General features: G+C 40.6%; 15 protein-coding genes and 1 pseudogene. 8 read left to right on the top strand and 8 right to left on the bottom strand.

The window, feature by feature from the left end:
* Positions 1 to 140: 140 nt before the first annotated feature.
* From AC1F2U_RS33605 to AC1F2U_RS33590, 4 genes and pseudogenes are all read left to right on the top strand, one after another.
* Positions 141 to 230 (top strand): annotated as a pseudogene (locus tag AC1F2U_RS33605) (ergothioneine biosynthesis protein EgtC); the annotation flags it as partial.
* Positions 231 to 621: 391 nt separating this feature from the next.
* Positions 622 to 1,656 carry an L-histidine N(alpha)-methyltransferase gene (egtD, locus tag AC1F2U_RS33600; RefSeq protein WP_480265076.1) on the top strand — a complete coding sequence of 345 codons (1,035 nt, stop codon included), beginning with the start codon at positions 622 to 624 and terminating at the stop codon, positions 1,654 to 1,656.
* 211 nt (positions 1,657 to 1,867) lie between these two features.
* Positions 1,868 to 2,062 carry a hypothetical protein gene (locus tag AC1F2U_RS33595; protein ID WP_480265075.1) on the top strand — a complete coding sequence of 65 codons (195 nt, stop codon included), beginning with the start codon at positions 1,868 to 1,870 and terminating at the stop codon, positions 2,060 to 2,062.
* Between the two features lie 635 nt (positions 2,063 to 2,697).
* A complete protein-coding gene (locus tag AC1F2U_RS33590) occupies positions 2,698 to 2,805 on the top strand; it encodes a DUF4351 domain-containing protein (protein WP_480265077.1) in 108 nt (35 codons plus the stop codon).
* Between the two features lie 124 nt (positions 2,806 to 2,929).
* On the opposite strand, the gene ilvB is transcribed toward AC1F2U_RS33590, so the two are convergent.
* The 5 genes from ilvB to crcB (AC1F2U_RS33565) all read right to left on the bottom strand — a co-directional run bounded on the left by ilvB (position 2,930) and on the right by crcB (AC1F2U_RS33565) (position 8,164).
* On the bottom strand, positions 2,930 to 4,825 hold the full coding sequence (gene ilvB, locus AC1F2U_RS33585) for a biosynthetic-type acetolactate synthase large subunit (RefSeq protein WP_480265074.1): 1,896 nt from the start codon (positions 4,823 to 4,825) through the stop codon (positions 2,930 to 2,932).
* A gap of 126 nt (positions 4,826 to 4,951) precedes the next feature.
* A complete protein-coding gene (locus AC1F2U_RS33580) occupies positions 4,952 to 6,214 on the bottom strand; it encodes an MFS transporter (RefSeq protein WP_480265073.1) in 1,263 nt (420 codons plus the stop codon).
* Between the two features lie 140 nt (positions 6,215 to 6,354).
* The gene (locus tag AC1F2U_RS33575) at positions 6,355 to 6,945 is read right to left on the bottom strand and encodes a hypothetical protein (RefSeq protein WP_480265072.1); all 591 of its coding nucleotides are present in this window, start codon (positions 6,943 to 6,945) and stop codon (positions 6,355 to 6,357) included.
* A gap of 325 nt (positions 6,946 to 7,270) precedes the next feature.
* On the bottom strand, positions 7,271 to 7,678 hold the full coding sequence (gene crcB / locus AC1F2U_RS33570) for a fluoride efflux transporter CrcB (protein ID WP_480265071.1): 408 nt from the start codon (positions 7,676 to 7,678) through the stop codon (positions 7,271 to 7,273).
* 96 nt (positions 7,679 to 7,774) lie between these two features.
* A complete protein-coding gene (gene crcB / locus AC1F2U_RS33565) occupies positions 7,775 to 8,164 on the bottom strand; it encodes a fluoride efflux transporter CrcB (RefSeq protein ID WP_416211683.1) in 390 nt (129 codons plus the stop codon).
* 771 nt (positions 8,165 to 8,935) lie between these two features.
* Here crcB (AC1F2U_RS33565) and AC1F2U_RS33560 point away from each other — a divergent pair.
* The gene (locus tag AC1F2U_RS33560; RefSeq protein WP_480265070.1) at positions 8,936 to 10,054 is read left to right on the top strand and encodes a ferrochelatase; all 1,119 of its coding nucleotides are present in this window, start codon (positions 8,936 to 8,938) and stop codon (positions 10,052 to 10,054) included.
* 44 nt (positions 10,055 to 10,098) lie between these two features.
* Here AC1F2U_RS33560 and AC1F2U_RS33555 read toward each other — a convergent pair whose 3' ends face one another.
* Positions 10,099 to 10,644: an NADPH-dependent FMN reductase gene (locus AC1F2U_RS33555; protein WP_094353353.1), complete on the bottom strand. Its 546-nt coding sequence runs from the start codon at positions 10,642 to 10,644 to the stop codon at positions 10,099 to 10,101.
* A 61-nt stretch (positions 10,645 to 10,705) separates the two neighbouring features.
* On the opposite strand from AC1F2U_RS33555, the gene AC1F2U_RS33550 reads away from it, so the two are divergent.
* The 3 genes from AC1F2U_RS33550 to AC1F2U_RS33540 all read left to right on the top strand — a co-directional run bounded on the left by AC1F2U_RS33550 (position 10,706) and on the right by AC1F2U_RS33540 (position 14,194).
* A complete protein-coding gene (locus AC1F2U_RS33550) occupies positions 10,706 to 10,846 on the top strand; it encodes a hypothetical protein (RefSeq protein ID WP_480265069.1) in 141 nt (46 codons plus the stop codon).
* A 225-nt stretch (positions 10,847 to 11,071) separates the two neighbouring features.
* Complete coding sequence (gene ftsH, locus AC1F2U_RS33545; protein WP_480265068.1) at positions 11,072 to 12,961, top strand: ATP-dependent zinc metalloprotease FtsH; 1,890 nt, start codon at positions 11,072 to 11,074, stop codon at positions 12,959 to 12,961.
* Between the two features lie 318 nt (positions 12,962 to 13,279).
* Entirely contained in the window at positions 13,280 to 14,194 is a 915-nt protein-coding gene (locus tag AC1F2U_RS33540) for a DUF928 domain-containing protein (protein WP_480265067.1), read from the top strand.
* Between the two features lie 467 nt (positions 14,195 to 14,661).
* Here AC1F2U_RS33540 and AC1F2U_RS33535 read toward each other — a convergent pair whose 3' ends face one another.
* The gene (locus AC1F2U_RS33535; RefSeq protein WP_480265066.1) at positions 14,662 to 15,075 is read right to left on the bottom strand and encodes an RloB family protein; all 414 of its coding nucleotides are present in this window, start codon (positions 15,073 to 15,075) and stop codon (positions 14,662 to 14,664) included.
* The gene (locus AC1F2U_RS33530; protein WP_480265065.1) at positions 15,068 to 16,354 is read right to left on the bottom strand and encodes an AAA family ATPase; all 1,287 of its coding nucleotides are present in this window, start codon (positions 16,352 to 16,354) and stop codon (positions 15,068 to 15,070) included. Before AC1F2U_RS33530 ends, AC1F2U_RS33535 begins: the two co-directional genes overlap by 8 nt.
* Between the last annotated feature and the right edge of the window lie 324 nt (positions 16,355 to 16,678).

The following is a 16,678-nucleotide window of genomic DNA, read 5'->3' as shown; positions in this document are numbered from 1 at the left end:
AAACTTTGGTCATGGGTGGGGTAATGGATGGAAAAAGGAACTTCTACCCCACCTGGGATGATGCAATACAGGGGCATCTGAAAATATGCACTCAAGTTTTTAAGCTTTCAAATGACTAGAGTGAAGTTGGAATCTTCATAATGTGCCGTTTACTTGCTTACCTCGGTTCGCCTATTTCTTTGGAACATATTCTATATAAATCAGAACACTCACTCATCGTCCAGAGTTTCATTAGTGTGGGAGCAAACTGTGAGATTCAAATTGAGCAAATCTAGTATGAAAGAGGCTATTTCTCCAGCCTACGATAAATATCGCTCGAAAACTTTTGCGCTATTCCAAGATATGGACGAAGCCACATTCTTTAGTCAACCTCATTCTAACTTGATCTGCTATTTGCTGGTACTTGGGGCATATTGCCTATATCGAATCTTTATCGCTGCGAGAACATAGCACTTAGGCACTTACTTGCTACTATTTTAATGGGAAAATGCTGAAAAATAGCTTTAAAGCTTGAGCTATATTGCTCAAGCATGATTTTATTAACTATGGCTATGTGTTTCACTGATTGGAGTAAAGGTCTGCTATCAAAGTAACCTATTACGCCAAGCAAACGGAGGTTTCATGTCGATATCTAAAGCTGTTAACAGTAAGGTTACTTCTCAAAGCAGCGTTGAAAAACGCTTGCAAATAGAGCGTTTGATAGGAGCGACTCAAATAGTTGCACCTAGTGCTGGGAGTGATGTAGTCAAAGGATTAACTCAAACACCTAAATCTCTACCCCCTTGTTACTTTTATGATGACCGTGGTTCCGATCTGTTTGAGCAAATCTGCGATTTACCAGAATATTATCTCACACGCACAGAAACAACGATTTTACAGCAGTATGCTGTTGAAATTGCCAAGATAACTGGCGTTTGTGAATTGGTAGAACTTGGCAGTGGTAGTTCTAGTAAAACCCGCATTTTACTAGATGCCTACCAGCAACTAGGCTATCCTCTGCATTACCTGCCAATTGATGTATGTGCAGGTATGTTGGAAAGTAGTGCCAAGCAGTTATTAGAAGATTATCCTTTACTCCAAGTTTATGCACTAGCGGCAACCTATGAATTAGCCCTTGCAAAACTTCTACCGACGCAATTACCCAGTCGGATGATTTGTTTTATTGGTAGCAGTTTAGGTAATCTTACCCCTGATGAATGTGATGTGTTCTTCTCTCAAATTACCAATGCTCTACAAGCAGGTGAGTATTTTTTATTGGGGATAGATTTACGAAAGCCAAAACAGATTTTAGAACCAGCTTATAACGACAGCCAAGGAGTGACAGCTGCATTTAACCTCAATATGCTGGAACATTTAAATCAGCGGTTTGAGGGGAATTTTGACACCACTCAGTTTGAACACCAAGCATTTTACAATGAAAGCGAGCATCAAATAGAAATGCATTTACGCAGCTTGCGATCGCAAATTGTAGAATTACGCGCTCTCAATCTTAAGGTTAATTTTGCACTAGGTGAGACTATCCTCACCGAAATTTCCCGCAAATTTGACCTTGATATTATCAAACAGCAACTAACTGCACAAGGTTTATTACCTCTTCATGTGTGGAGAGATCCAAATCAATGGTTTGGCTTAATGCTCTGTCAGCTGCAAGCATAAAGCAAATCAGAGTATGCCTCATATATATAATGGTTCTCAGTTGAGTCCAATATATAGCTAACAAAAACAGCCCTTCCCTACAAGCATTAGAGAGTAAAACTCAAAGCCTCTCTCCTTTTAGGAGAGAGGTCAAAATGTATGAATGCAAATTTCGATCGACCCAAGCAAGTAAACTAAATGTTTAACCGCTAATTATTGCTGCATCGAAGGTGTGGGAAAAATTCTGCTGAATATAGGAACCCGTGGACGAGGTTTATTTGCTGTTATATTGGCATTAGTAGCAGAAGAGTTATTAGTTACCTCAGAAAGAAGAGGTGGTTTGCTATTAGTAGAATTGGTAAGATCGCTCAATTGGGTAGCCGAAGATGAACTTGAAGATATGGAAGTAACATTCTCAGGATTTTGACTGTTGGTTTTTACCGGAGTTTGAGCTTGAGATGGAGTAACGAGGAAAGTTGAACTTGTTCCTAATACCAGTACGAGCAAATGAGAAATATATTGTTGCATAGGGATTGGTAAAATGGGTTGATAAATATTCAAAGCTTAAAGAAGTTGTGTTTGTTCTCAGTTAGAAATAAAACTGCAATTTTCCCATAGAAATCATGACGCTGTTGTCCAATAAAGTTGAACACAGCGATTTCAAATGAACAGACTATTAATGCTTAGTACATTAATTCGCTAACAAGAATCTAATTTTCTCAATCAATAGGAAGCTAAACTCTCTTTTGTAAAAGAAACAGAGCAGTTATTTTAAGACTACTGAATCTGCCTGAAATAAAGTTAGCAAATAGATACACCTGGAATAATTGAGTTTTTTAATCAACTAAACCAGCACAACTTTTAATATTGTATTTATATTTAACTTTTTAATAGAAGAGGAATGTTACTGAAATTTAAAAAAAACTGATTTATCTAAAATCAACTCTCACTCGCGTATTTAACTAAATAAAGCAAAAAGTATATGAATTCTTAATAAAACCTAAGTTTGATAAGTAGTTTTTAGAACGCTTTGCTGCAATTAAAACAGAAATATAACAGCAGATTTGCACATTATCGATTACTCAATTAGAAGAATTAGCTAAGGCGCTGTTAGATTCCAACAGTCAAAGCGATTTAGTGAATTACTTAGAAAATATCTTTTTACCTTAACCTCATCAGGAAGATTAAGGGATACCTACGTAAGAGGAAAGGGGGCAAGAATTAGGGGAATTTTTGCATCTTGCTCCCCTTCTCCTTGCTCCCCTATCTCTTTAGTCTGAATTATCAAAAAGCGTTACAGCTTTGTCCCACACTCAGCGCAAAAATTGTGAGTGGGAGCATTTTTGGCATTGCAGTTGCTACAATACACTGGCTCTGCTGCTGCTTTTGGCGGTTGCTTCTGCAAGCCGACCATTTGAGCGTTGCTCTTACCAGGAGCTACCATTGGATAGCAGTTTTCGTCTCTGGTGACGTGGACATTTAAGATTACTGGGCCTTTGTGTGCTAGCATTTCGGCGATCGCATCTTTTAATTGACTGCGATCGCTGATTATCATGCCTTTAATGCCATAAGCTTTTCCCAATAACTCTACGTTTGGCATCCCTACTTCCATGTCGGAGCATGAGTAACGCTCACCATAGAAGGCTTGCTGCCACTGGCGCACCATCCCTTGCCAGCCGTTATTGAGAATTATTGTCTTGACATTTATGCCATACTGTGAAATTGTTCCTAGTTCCTGTAAACACATTTGGAAACTAGCATCACCGCTTATACAGATGACTTCTTCATCAGGAAACGCCACTTTCGCGCCCATAGCCGCAGGTAAGCCAAAACCCATTGTTCCCAAACCAGCACTAGAAATCCAGCGCCTTGGGCCATTCTTCAGGAATTGTGCTGCCCACATTTGATGTTGTCCGACATCTGTGGTGTAGAAAGCGTTGGGTGCTTGGCTATTGACTTCTACAATCACTTCTTGGGGTGAAATGCTGTCGGCATGATGCGGCACGATGAGAGGATACTCTTCGCGCCAACGGTTAATTAGATTCAGCCACTCTTGGTTTTGATTTGGTGTAGCCTTAATCCCTGCTTCTTTGCAGCGACGCAACAAGTCTACTAACACGTTCCGCACATCGCCGACGATGGGCACTTCAGGAATGCGGTTTTTGCCGACTTCTGCCGGATCGATGTCGATGTGAATTACTTTGGCGCGGGAGGCGAATTCGTCTAACTTGCCTGTAACGCGATCGTCAAATCTAGCGCCGACGCAAATCAGTAAGTCACAATCACTAACAGCGAAGTTAGCGTAAGCAGTGCCGTGCATCCCCAACATTCCCAAAGCTAGGGGATGATGTTCGTCAAAGGCACCGATCCCCATTAAGGTTGTGGTGACAGGGATATCGAATAATTCAGCTAGTTGTTTGATTTCTTCATGAGCACCAGCGGCGATCGCACCACCACCCACATACAATAGGGGACGGCGACTTTCAGTAATCAACTGAATCGCGGCATGAATCTGCCGGGGATTTCCCTTCACTGTGGGACGATAACCGCGTAACTTGACTGAACCTGGTTTTACAGGTACATAGTCAAATTCTTCTAAAGCCACATCTTTAGGGACATCAATCAAAACTGGCCCCGGACGCCCAGTGCTAGCGATGTGGAATGCTTCGGCGACAATTCGCGCCATATCTTTGGGATCGCGCACCACATAAGAGTGCTTCACAATTGGTAGGGTAATCCCGTAAATATCAGTTTCCTGAAACGCATCTGTACCAATCGACGGACGTGCTACCTGTCCTGTAACCACAATCATCGGGATTGAATCCATGTAGGCGGTGGCGATGCCTGTCACCAAGTTAGTTGCTCCTGGCCCAGAAGTACCAAAGCATACTCCTACTTTGCCTGTAGCACGGGCATAACCATCAGCAGCGTGGGCTGCGCCTTGCTCGTGTCTCACGAGAATGTGCTTCATAGCACCAGTTGCTTCCACCTTATATAGGTCATCGTAAATTGGTAGAATTGCCCCACCAGGATAACCAAAAATATAATCAACGCCGTGGCGATGAAGGCTGTCAAGGAGAGCAAAACCGCCAGATGCACGTTTGGGCACGACTGGCGGACTAGAAGCACGAGACTGTTTGTGATTCTCGATTTGTGGGAGACTAATTGGGGAAAGCGATCGCACGGTCAAACCTCAGACTATAGCTAAAGTTAATGCTGAATTCTGTAGTTAAGATTTCATTTTAATGGAAAAGTCCAATTAAATTCTGAGAATTTTATATATTAGATATAAAGCTAGATTATTAGCCTACATTAATTAAATTACGTCTTGCAAGACATTGCGAGTATTTTTCCAAGCCCAAACACCGACAACTACGACAACAATACTCATTGCTACCAGCACAAATCGCAAGCCCAGAGCATCAGTTAATGGCCCAGTAATCGCCAGAGGTAAGGCCAGAGCGATGTTGACTGCATGATTTTGAAAGCCAAATACTTTACCGTGCATGGTAGGTGGTGTTTGTTGTTGAATTAAAGTTTGCATGGGTACGCCAATTAGGGAAGCACCTACACCCAAAAATGCACAGAGTCCTAGCGCCAGTAATAAGTTGTGCGTAAAAGTGAACACCCCTAAAACTAGTGCTATCATCAAAAATCCAATTAAAGGTAGGGGCTTGTGATGCAATTTATCACCCCAGTGACCTAAAATCGCCGCACCAAAGACCATACCTACCCCTGCTGCTGCTAAGAAAAAGCCAAACTGTTTTTCTTTAAGACCAAACTCTTCGGCTAATTGAATTGTCAGCACTGTTAAGGCTGCAAACACACAATATAATGTTGTCAGTTGCAGCATGGCATTCAATATCAAACGGTTTTTCTTGAGATAGCGCAAGCTCTCAGTGAATTCAACCCAAGGGTTATTTGATGCTTGATGCTCTTTTGAGAGTTTGGGTTCTTTAAACTTAATTGGCTGCATGATCGCAGCTGATAATATGTATAATCCACCAACTACAATCTCTTGACCGTATTCTGCTCCCATCAAGCTTTTCGCCAAACTCAAAATTGGCTCTCCTATTGCAAAACCAACAATTAAAGCTCCCATCATCGTGCTGCTAAACAGCGCATTGGCTGCCAACAAATTCTCTCGCTTCACCAACAAGGGAATCGCTGCTTGTTCAGCTGGTGCAAAAAACTGCGTCACTGTGGAAATGGCAAAAGTCAGGATTAACAGAATCAGGAACTCTCGCGGTAACAAGGGAAGACACAGGGTCATTATTCCCCGCACGACATCTGAGCCGACCATAATCAGCTTTTTTGGCAAGCGGTCAACAAAGATACCACCGGCAGAGCCGAACAAAATTGCTGGTATTGTAAACGATAGCATCAAGGTTGAGTACATCGAGTTTTGTGCCAACCCAGGAAGCGGTGAGTAGTTCTCTAACAGAGCAATCATTAAAACAAAGAAGACCTTATCTGCTAACTGGGATACCACTTGCCCAATCCACAGGAGCATAAAACCACGGTTTTTTAGCAGTGCGCTAAACCCGTTATTAACAGCAGCCGGTTCAGTTGGAAACATTTAGATACTTTTTTGGGTAGATGGGATATAGGGCATGGGGCATGGGGCATGGGGTATAGTTTTTCTTGACTGTCACCTGTAACCTTTTCCCTTCATCACTCCTCACTCCTAACTCCTGTTTGCTTACTCCATTGTCCGGATTAATTTGCTTCATAGTGCTTTAACAGCATAAGCAAAAACTCAGCTGCTGTCAGACGACCTTTGGGTGGAATAATCTCAATGGACGAATCTACCCAACAGCCTTGTACAGTTTGGGAAGATTTCCAAATGGACAAATGATCCACTGCTGGCTCTGCATAAAAGTTATTTTGCCCACAACCTAGCAAACACGAACTCCAATGAGTGAAATAATCATGACTCATCCTATGAATAGGGAAATTTCCCTGTAATGGTACTCCCCATCCATCTATAGCAATAAACGCTTTGACACGACCACCCAAGAGTTGCCACAAATGTGCTGCCCCTATTGCCCCGACTACGCCAGCACTAAAGCTAATAAATATAATTGGTGATTTTAGCCGATCGCCCAAGCGATCCCTGCGGCGATCTACGCTAACGCGCAAAAACTGCAAAATGTGAAATGCTGATAAAACCAAAAAATCTTTACCCGGATAAACCAGTATATTTGCGGGATTAGAAGTAATTGAGCCATTAGAAATATCTAACCATCCCGATACAAAAGATTGGGTGAAGTCTGGATCGTGGATTCCAGGGCAAATAATGATGCTCATTTGTCTGTGCGTGGCAGGTTCAAAATTATTAATAACTTAAACCTACTACAAGGGTCTATTAACTATTCACCTTTACTAAAATATAACGTGTAGATGAAGGGAGTATTTTAAGTAAAAAGTAGTAGTAAATAAAACTCATTAATCGTAAAATTACATAATTTAGTCTGAACTATTCAGATGCAGGAATGATGATTTGTATCATCCCTTAGTGCGATGGCGTACCCACCCGCCGAAGGCGATCGCTAATTTCAATTCCAAAGTCTGAATTTGCTTTGTTAAGCTAAACTACATCTAGCTTGCATATCTAAAATTTATATAACTTAATTTAATATCTCTGAACGCTCGATCTTGCCAATAAAACACCGATTTGGATGCCAATCATTCCTGCGATCGCACTGCCAACCAAATAAATTAGGAGCATTGTGATATCGCCCTTATCCAAGAAGTTTCTTGATTCCAAGCCATAGGTTGAAAAAGTAGTATATGCACCGCAGAAACCCGTTGTTGTCATCAGGCGAAGTTCCGGCGAGATGATCCGAATATTCTCGGCTGCTAAAGTTAAAATATAAGCAATCACTAAACAGCCAGTCACATTAATAAAGAATGTGCCGTAAAAGCCAAAATCTTTTCCAAAAATAGCTTTTGCAAATTCGGTAACATAAAAACGGCTCAATGCTCCAAAAACTGCCCCGATCGCCACAGCTAGGGAATAACGTCCTTTCACAAAATTCATTGTTTTTAACCTAAAAAAATTTACGTAGTTTTTTGTAAAGGTCTTTTTCAAATTTGCTCTCAAGTATATCCCAACCTTTTTTATTACTTGAGCAAATTACTTTACAAAAAGCTTGGCGATCGCAACTCCTAAAATCACCGCTCCCAAACCTAGAACTGCACTCCCCGCCCAATAAAAGACCGTCGCAGTCTTTTGTTTGCTACGCCATAGAGTCAGAGTATCAAAGCCATAGGTTGAAAATGTGGTGTAAGAACCTAAAAATCCAGTCCTAATTAGTAAATCCAGTTCTGATGGATAGCCTGTAATTCCTTTAGAAATTGTGAAAAAGAAACCCATCGCTAAACATCCAGTCAGATTAATGACAAATGTTCCATAAGGAAATTTTGTCCCCAATTTAGCTTTTGTCCATTCTGTGATGTAAAACCGAGACAGCGCTCCAGGAACTGCACCTACCGCAATTGAGAGAACATTAGTTAAATCTGCCACTATTTTTGTAACTCTCCGCGCTCAATGTTTGAATTGTTTTGCATGTAATCTATTTGAAAAGTCTCAGTTCAAAAAAATATTGAAATAAATCATACAAGACTGGCTCTACTATTTGCAATGAATATATGTAACACTCACGACTAAAGCTAATACATAAAGACGGAAAACAAGTAAGTCAGCGTAAATATTTGTAGTTAGGATAAAGTAAAATGCAGGAGATAGAAGGCAATAACGAAGAAAGTTTTAGCCTAATTTATCTTTATTTGCCCGATCTGGTTTTATTGTGCCGTTACTAATTTTTTAGGTCTACTAAATGCTTTTTTCAGCTAACCTGCTTTGTCTAGCAATTAGACTGCTAAAACGTGTTTTTTAATTACTCATTTAGCCTTTGAAATTTTTATATATTCCTAAATTCCCTTTCAAAAGAGGCAGTTTAGGGACTTCCAGTGAAAAAATATCCCAATTTAGGGTAGCACAGCTAGCTGTGCTACCCTACAAATAAACCTGTTCCTTGAATAATACTACAGTGATGAGTAAATTATGTCTTGGAAAGCTCGACAAGCTCGTGTAGCTCCAGACTTAAATTCCATTAATTAGAGTGTTTTTATATATGCAGTAACAATCAAAGTATGTCTTTTGATGTATTATTTTGATTTTCCCACCTATCATATCCCCCTGGATGGGATAATAAGTTACAAGTAAGGGAAGGGAAATGTGTAAGCTATTCCCTTATTTTATTCTCTGCACTCTGGTTATATTGAGGAACTAATTGTGGTTGCCACGCCGGAAAAAGTACAACATACCCACGAGCATCTATCAGGTAAAGACCGTGTAGCCGTATTGCTTATGGGCTACGGCGAAGTCGAAAGCTACGAAGATTTCGCCAACTATAACGAACAGGCTTTAAATCTGCTGACAGCAAAATTTGCACCAGTACCAACCTGGATTTATCCGCCTCTGGCAAAGCTTTTGGCCCTATTTGACCGCCATGAGTGGGGACACACACACCACGATTTTATCTCCCCACACAATGCCATCTTTGAACAGCAACGGGCTGGGATTGAGAAGAATTTACAAGAAAAATGGGGCGATAAGGTTCAAGTTTTCAAGGCTTTCAACTTCTGCGCCCCTTTCCTACCTAATCAAGTCTTGGCAGAAATCAAAAACCAAGGCTTTGAGAAGCTGCTAATTTACCCACTGCTGGTTGTTGATTCTATTTTTACCAGTGGTATTGCGATCGAGCAAGTTAATAATGCTCTCGTTGAGTTGACTGATGGTGAAGAACACTGGGTTAAAGCACAGCGCTACATTCCTTCTTTCTTCAACGAACCAGCCTACATCGATTTAATGGCTCATCTGGTTGAGGAAAAAATTGCTGAGTTAGCAGGTGCTTATCTACCTTCTCAAATCGGTATTGTCTTAATGAATCACGGCTGTCCCCACAAAGCTAAAGGCTTTACTTCTGGGATTGCCGAAAGTGAAGCAATGTACGATTTAGTTCGGGATAAGTTGATTAACCGCTATCCGTTAATCTCCGTGGGTTGGCTCAATCATGACACACCCTTAATTGATTGGACGCAGCCAAATGCAGAGCAAGCTGCAAATAACCTGATTCAGTTGGGTGCGAAAGTAGTGATCTTTATGCCAATTGGCTTTGCCACAGAAAACCACGAAACTCTATTGGATGTACACCATATCATCCATGCTTTGGAAAAACAGAATCCTGGCACGAACTACGTGCAAATGGCTTGCGTCAACGATCGCCCAGAATTTTTGGCAATGGTGGCGCAATGGGCTGATGCTCATATAGCAGAGTTGTTGTCAGAGCAACCTTTGGCAGTTAATCCCCAACTTGCTGGAGATGGCCATCATCACCACCATCATCATTAAGTTTTGAGTTGACGAGGGTGGGCAAAGCTAGACCCACCCTACAATTAATTCACGCCCCGCAGCTTGCGAGTGTTATCAACTAAACTTTGAGCAAATTGATCGAATCTTTGAGAGAGTTTCTCATCTACTAGTTTGCCTTCAGGACTGAATGCACCCCAAGCTTGTCCGATCGCAATTTGTTCAGGGATAGACCAACAATGCACCCATCTGGTAATTAACCGTAGTTCGTTTAGAGCGTTGCTATTAGATTGACCACCCAAAACACTAATAAATCCTGCTACTTTATCAGAGAGTTGATCGAAGCTCATTAAGTCCAGAGCATTTTTTAGGACACCACTAACCCCACCATGATACTCAGGTGTAGCTAAAATTAACCCATCAGCCTGACTAACTGTTTCTTGCAACCTCTGAACATCTGGATACTCTGGATACTCCTTTGCGCCAGTGCAAAATGGTAACTGCAACTGCCGTAAATCGAGAATTTCTACCTCTGCACCTACAGCTTCAACCCTTTGCGCTGCGACTTCTAAAGCAAGCTGGGTATAAGAGTTAGGTCTTAAACTACCACCAATGCCAATAATTTTCACCATAATTAACCCATAAACTATTAACTAGCTACTATCGTCAGATTTCTTAAAAAGCGGAATCGTTATGACTATGTTTATCTTAGCGATTTGTGCTGGAATGTGTCAAATTAATATCTACTGGGGATTGGGCACAAGAGGCAGGGGAGCAGCACTTCTCTACGAGAGGCTGCGCCAACGGCTACGCTCAGTGACCGAGGAGAAGTAGCAGTAAGTCTTTCCCCTCTGCCTCTTGTACCAAATGCCCAGTCTTAAGAGCTGCATACTAGATAACCCTTGCTCAACTGTAATAGCCTGAAGAAACTTGGGAATGCTTTTGTGAGGAAGTTAGACTAGATAAGAAAAGTGTAATTTCCAGTTATTACAATTTTTGATAGAAGAATAGGCATAAAACCAGCGCTTAACTTGTGCCAGCAGACAAAGGGTAATTATTATGACAAATTCGGGAAAAAAAGCATTGATAAAAAGGCAGTCCTCAAAGCGCGTTGCTTGGGTTGGTGCAATTGCTGCTAGTTTGGTTATGTTGCCAGGAATTTTCGGAAGTACTCCTGTCATGGCACAAAAAGCAGAAACCACCTCGCTAAATTATGGTGACTTGATCGAGAAAGTGAAGGCGGGAGAAGTCGAGAAAGTAGAGCTTGACGAAACCGAACAGCTAGCAAAGGTTTATCTTAAGGGACAAAAAGATAATACACCACCGCAACAGGTGAGACTTTTGGCGCAAAATACAGAGTTAGTCAACATTCTCAAAGACAAGAATGTTGATTTTGGCGAAGTTTCCTCTGCGAACAGTCGAGCTGCTGTTGGACTGTTGATTAATTTGATGTGGATTTTGCCACTGGTAGCTTTAATGCTATTGTTCCTCCGACGCTCTACTAATGCTTCTAGCCAAGCGATGAATTTCGGTAAATCCAAAGCTCGCTTCCAGATGGAGGCAAAAACTGGAGTGAAATTTGAAGATGTCGCCGGGGTTGAAGAAGCTAAAGAAGAACTCGAAGAAGTTGTGACTTTCCTGAAACAGCCGGAAAGATTTACCGCTGTAGGCGCACGTATTCCCAAAGGAGTGCTGTTAATTGGCCCTCCTGGTACTGGTAAAACTTTACTAGCAAAAGCGATCGCAGGTGAAGCCGGTGTCCCATTCTTCAGTATTTCCGGTTCAGAATTTGTGGAAATGTTCGTAGGTGTGGGTGCATCTCGCGTGCGCGATCTTTTCAAGAAAGCTAAAGATAATGCCCCTTGTCTAATATTTATCGATGAAATTGACGCAGTAGGCAGACAACGGGGTGCTGGGATCGGTGGTGGTAACGACGAGCGCGAACAAACCCTCAACCAACTGCTCACCGAAATGGATGGTTTTGAAGGTAACACAGGCATCATTATTATTGCTGCCACAAACCGCCCAGATGTTTTAGATACAGCCTTACTCAGACCGGGACGCTTTGACAGACAAGTAATGGTCGATCCACCCGATCTCAAAGGGCGACTAGAAATTTTGCAAGTCCACGCGCGGAATAAGAAAATCGATCCTAGCGTATCATTAGAAGCGATCGCTCGCCGCACTCCTGGTTTTACCGGCGCAGATTTAGCTAACTTACTCAACGAAGCCGCTATTCTCACCGCTAGAAGACGGAAAGAAGCCGTCACTCTTTTAGAAATTGATGCTGCTGTAGACCGAGTTGTTGCAGGTATGGAAGGTACCGCCTTAGTAGACAGCAAGAGCAAGCGCTTGATTGCCTATCATGAAGTTGGACACGCTTTAGTAGGCACATTGCTCAAAGACCACGATCCTGTGCAGAAAGTTACATTGATTCCACGGGGACAAGCACTGGGATTAACTTGGTTTACTCCCAACGAAGAACAGGGGTTAATTTCCCGTTCCCAACTCAAATCGAGGATTACTGCTACTTTGGGTGGTCGCGCGGCCGAGGAAATCGTTTTTGGGAAGCCAGAAGTGACCACAGGTGCAAGCAATGACTTACAACACGTTACAGGGATGGCGCGGCAGATGGTGACACGCTTTGGGATGTCAGAATTAGGCCCATTGTCCTTGGAAAATCAGAGTGGAGAGGTATTTTTAGGACGCGACTGGATGAATAAATCAGACTATTCTGAAGAAATTGCTGCCAAAATTGATTCACAAGTGCGCGAAATTGTTAGCAATTCCTACATTAAGGCCAAAGAACTGTTGGAAGAAAACCGCGTAGTTTTGGAGCGTTTAGTAGATTTGCTAGCAGAACAGGAAACAATTGAAGGTGATGCATTCCGCAAAATTGTTGCCGATCATGTTCAGGTAGCCGATGAACAATTGGCTGTACCTCATTAAAAATATAAGTGAGAAATAATGTAGAGACGTAACAGTACTACGTCTTTACAAGGTGTTCTGGATAACGCATCTTTAATTTCACCAGATGTCTATTAAGGAATAGGCAAAAGCTAATAGTCTATCAACTTTAGACTACTGAAAATCCAAAGGTTAAGATTCCCAACTTATGAAAAAAGTTGGGAATTTTGTTGTGAAAAAAAATTACAATACTACCTCAGCCTTCCCAGAAAGTAGCACACATAAAGTCTTGCCACTGTAAAGCTTAGGCTATTGTATTATATATACCCAAACAATGTACTACAAGTAAACATAAACATCATGAGATATAGATATTGGGCAAGTTATCTGCTTGCTGCTTTAGCATTTCTGCCCTTCGAGCCTGTAAGCATAACTCAGGTTTTGGCAACAGAGTCAGTTTACCAACTGGCACAAGCAAAATCTGCTTACACCCAATATATGCAGTTTGGTTATAACGAAACCAAACGGAGAAACTATAGAAAAGCTTTATTGAATTTTCAGCAAGCAGAGCGGCTACGTCCTGGAGATAGATATGCTACTTCTGCAATTAGAAATGTTACAAGTTACATTCAACGCGGTAGAAATCGGATCGCCTTTGTCCCTGGTAGACCTGGTAGAGTAAGGTCAGCAGGAACGCGAGGAAGTTGCTTTCAAACTGGACAATATCTTATTCCCCTGACACCAACAGATAAGGAAGCTCAACGCACTACAGCAGAACGTCCCACATTCTTTTTCTACGTTCCTCAAACCTCGACAACAGTGCAAGCACTAGAATTTGTTTTGCGGGATGGTGATAGCATTGACCCGTTATATAAGGGAACTTTCAAACCTGTTGGGCAGAATGGTATTGTTAGTGTGAATGTACCTGTCGATCGGCCATCTCTACAAATCGGTAAAGAGTACAATTGGACTTTTTCGATGATTTGCGATCCTAATAACCGTGATAAAGACTCTTATGTAGAAGGTACAATTGTGCGATCGCAAGATGAAAACCTATCTCTTCAGCTAAACCAACCAAACACAGACTTAGATCGGGCAGTTTTATTCGCCACAGCCGGATTTTGGGAAGATGCTCTGAGAACTTTAGCTAATTTACGCCGCCAGCGTCCTAACGATCCTGAAGTTCAGAAATATTGGGAAGATTTTTTAAATTCAGTAGACATTAAAGAAGTTGTAAATAAGCCTTTATTGCCCTGTTGTACTGCTCAGAAATAAATTAACAATTACTTAAAAACCCGGTTTTGATAGAGCATCTGGGTTTTTTCCATTTTAATTTAAGATTAAGCGATCGCCAATACCTACCCAAAGCTATACAAAGCAAAGTTGTCGAATAAGAATGCAGGTTTGCGATCGCAGCTTGCTTAAAGTTCGTTGAGAACTTGCTTTACCGTTCGCTGTGGAAACTCATCAAGTAGAGGTTACAGCATAGTCATAGCGTCTGCCCTTTCGGTTCTCAATGGGCGTAAAGTTGTCTAGCTACTCAGCATCTCTTTAGCGAATAAACTTATTGAGTTCCTGTACTAATAAATGTACCGTTGTTGATGGATTGTCTTTGGCTGGAATATGAGGAACATATTGTTTAAGAAGATTTTCAGCATTTTTAATAGCAATAGCTTGTCTCTCAAATAGCTCATCATAAATAGTTTCGCTATTCTTCTGATATGTTTTACCAAATAAATAAGTTAACTTCCCAAATAATCACTTCGAGGAATACCAGTATTGAGAAATTCAAAATGCAGAACATACCATAATTCAAATGCTTCATTAGAATAAGCCACTTTAAACCCTTGATCTTTAGCATTTTGAATAGCGTTATTAAAATCTTCTGTAGTCCAAGAATCACGATCAAATACACACCAAACTTGATCGTAGTCTTCTTGCTTACTCAGTTCCTTGGCACTTTGAACTAGTTTGCTGGGATTCTCTCCTAAACCCTGCACGTCTATTTGAACGACATTCTTAGGAACACGAAAACTTCTAAAGTAGTTAGGTTCAGTTTTCGCTCCTTCACATACAATTAAGAATCTCTGCTTGACTTCCCTAGTATTAACTTTTCTCGGTGAATATCCACGAGAGTTTGCTTTTTTTCTAGCCATGAGAGTCGATTAGATGATTCAAATTCCCAATATATGGAATTGCGCCATATCTACCTTGAATATAATCACTTTCAAATGGCGCATCGTCAGGTATCTTGTATTCTGCTAAAGAGTATAAATCTGTTGCACCATATCTATTCTTTTCAGTAAACCAAATCTGATCCCTACGAAAAAGCTTATTGTTAAGCAAATTAGTATCGTGAGTCATAAATATTAACTGAGCATTATTTGGATTAGTTTCATTGGAATTAAATAATTCCACAATTGCACGGCTAATTAAAGCATGAATTCTAGCATCGAATTCATCAATAATTAAGATTTTACCGTTTTTCAGTGTATCAACAAGAGGCCCTGCCAAAGCAAAAACTTTTTGAGTTCCTTCAGACTCTTGCTCATCTAAATCAAATATCTCTGTAGATACAGGATTTCCTTTCCCATCAAATTTCTGGTGCATAGTTTGAACTGATATTACTTTTCTACTACCATTTTTTATGATGAAGTTCTTTATTTCATCTGGCAATTCTCTAGGAAAAGAATCAGCCGTAATTTCACTTTCCTCTACTTTTACATCGGCAAATCCGAAATCTAATTTTTTGAGCAACTGAAAAATTTCATCTTTATTTTTATTATTCGTTAAACAATTAACTGTGTATCCTTGATAGCCACTATCATCTAAGCCAGAAACAAGTTTGACTCTGTTTGCCAACCAATCCAAAATTTTCTCTGCAATCTGGACATTAAATTGAGCAGATACAGACAAGAAAAGGGCATTATGTCTTGTTTTCTGTTGAATACCATCACCTTTATATGTTTTAGAAACACTAATCTTGTCCAGTTTGCGCTCAAAAAGTTTAGTTTCTTTTGATTTAGGGACATAAAATAACCATTCCGAGATAACTTTCTCAATAGTTGCCTCAAAACCATATCTATATCTCTTGCCATTCATTAAAAATACAATTTCAAAAAAAGATGGTTTTTCTTCGGTTTCAGTGCTGAGTTTAAATCGCTCAACACCTATTTTTTCCGTGCTTTGAGTCTCTTTAGAAGAATTAATCATGAACCATCTCATGAAACCTAAAGCTGTAGCCAAATTACTTTTACCACTAGCATTCGCGCCGTATATTGCGGCGCTTTTAAGTAGTTTTAAATCATTATCTATTTCAAAAACGTTGCTTTCGTCGAGCTTTTTGTCTTTTGTGACAAGGTTTGCTGCCACCATACTAAAGGTGACTTGCTCTTTAAACGATCTGTAGTTCCCGACACTAAATTCAATAAGCATAGGATGAAGTTTAGGCTTCAGACAGAAAATTGTGAATAAATAGTAATTTACTGCTTTAAGAGTAGCAATAATTGGTGAAAGATGCTAGATTATAAGATTATTTTTAACCTGTACAAATGTACTGTTATTAATGTATGCAGCATAATAAACGTTTGCACCGGACGATAGCAGTTTTGTTACAAAAGCTGACGCTAGAGACTTAGGAGTTATGTAAAAATAACTTGAACAATTAACTGACTACTTTGGGTTTGATAATATAGTTCCACTCACCATGAAAAGAATTTCGTTCGATTGCGATAGTATCAAGCTCTTGGTCTGTAACCT

Source organism: Nostoc sp. LEGE 12454, assembly GCF_056620565.1.
Note: the sequence above shows the minus strand (reverse complement) of the source record. Positions and strands in the feature narration are given on the sequence as shown.

Excerpts from the sequence above, each read along its gene's own strand:
- egtD (WP_480265076.1), top strand. The coding sequence starts at position 622 with ATGTCGATATCTAAAGCTGTTAACAGTAAGGTTACTTCTCAAAGCAGC.
- AC1F2U_RS33580 (WP_480265073.1), bottom strand. The coding sequence starts at position 6,214 with ATGTTTCCAACTGAACCGGCTGCTGTTAATAACGGGTTTAGCGCACTG.
- AC1F2U_RS33575 (WP_480265072.1), bottom strand. The coding sequence starts at position 6,945 with ATGAGCATCATTATTTGCCCTGGAATCCACGATCCAGACTTCACCCAA.
- crcB (WP_480265071.1), bottom strand. The coding sequence starts at position 7,678 with ATGAATTTTGTGAAAGGACGTTATTCCCTAGCTGTGGCGATCGGGGCA.
- AC1F2U_RS33555 (WP_094353353.1), bottom strand. The coding sequence starts at position 10,644 with ATGGTGAAAATTATTGGCATTGGTGGTAGTTTAAGACCTAACTCTTAT.
- AC1F2U_RS33550 (WP_480265069.1), top strand. The coding sequence starts at position 10,706 with ATGACTATGTTTATCTTAGCGATTTGTGCTGGAATGTGTCAAATTAAT.
- ftsH (WP_480265068.1), top strand. The coding sequence starts at position 11,072 with ATGACAAATTCGGGAAAAAAAGCATTGATAAAAAGGCAGTCCTCAAAG.
- AC1F2U_RS33540 (WP_480265067.1), top strand. The coding sequence starts at position 13,280 with ATGAGATATAGATATTGGGCAAGTTATCTGCTTGCTGCTTTAGCATTT.
- AC1F2U_RS33535 (WP_480265066.1), bottom strand. The coding sequence starts at position 15,075 with ATGGCTAGAAAAAAAGCAAACTCTCGTGGATATTCACCGAGAAAAGTT.
- AC1F2U_RS33530 (WP_480265065.1), bottom strand. The coding sequence starts at position 16,354 with ATGCTTATTGAATTTAGTGTCGGGAACTACAGATCGTTTAAAGAGCAA.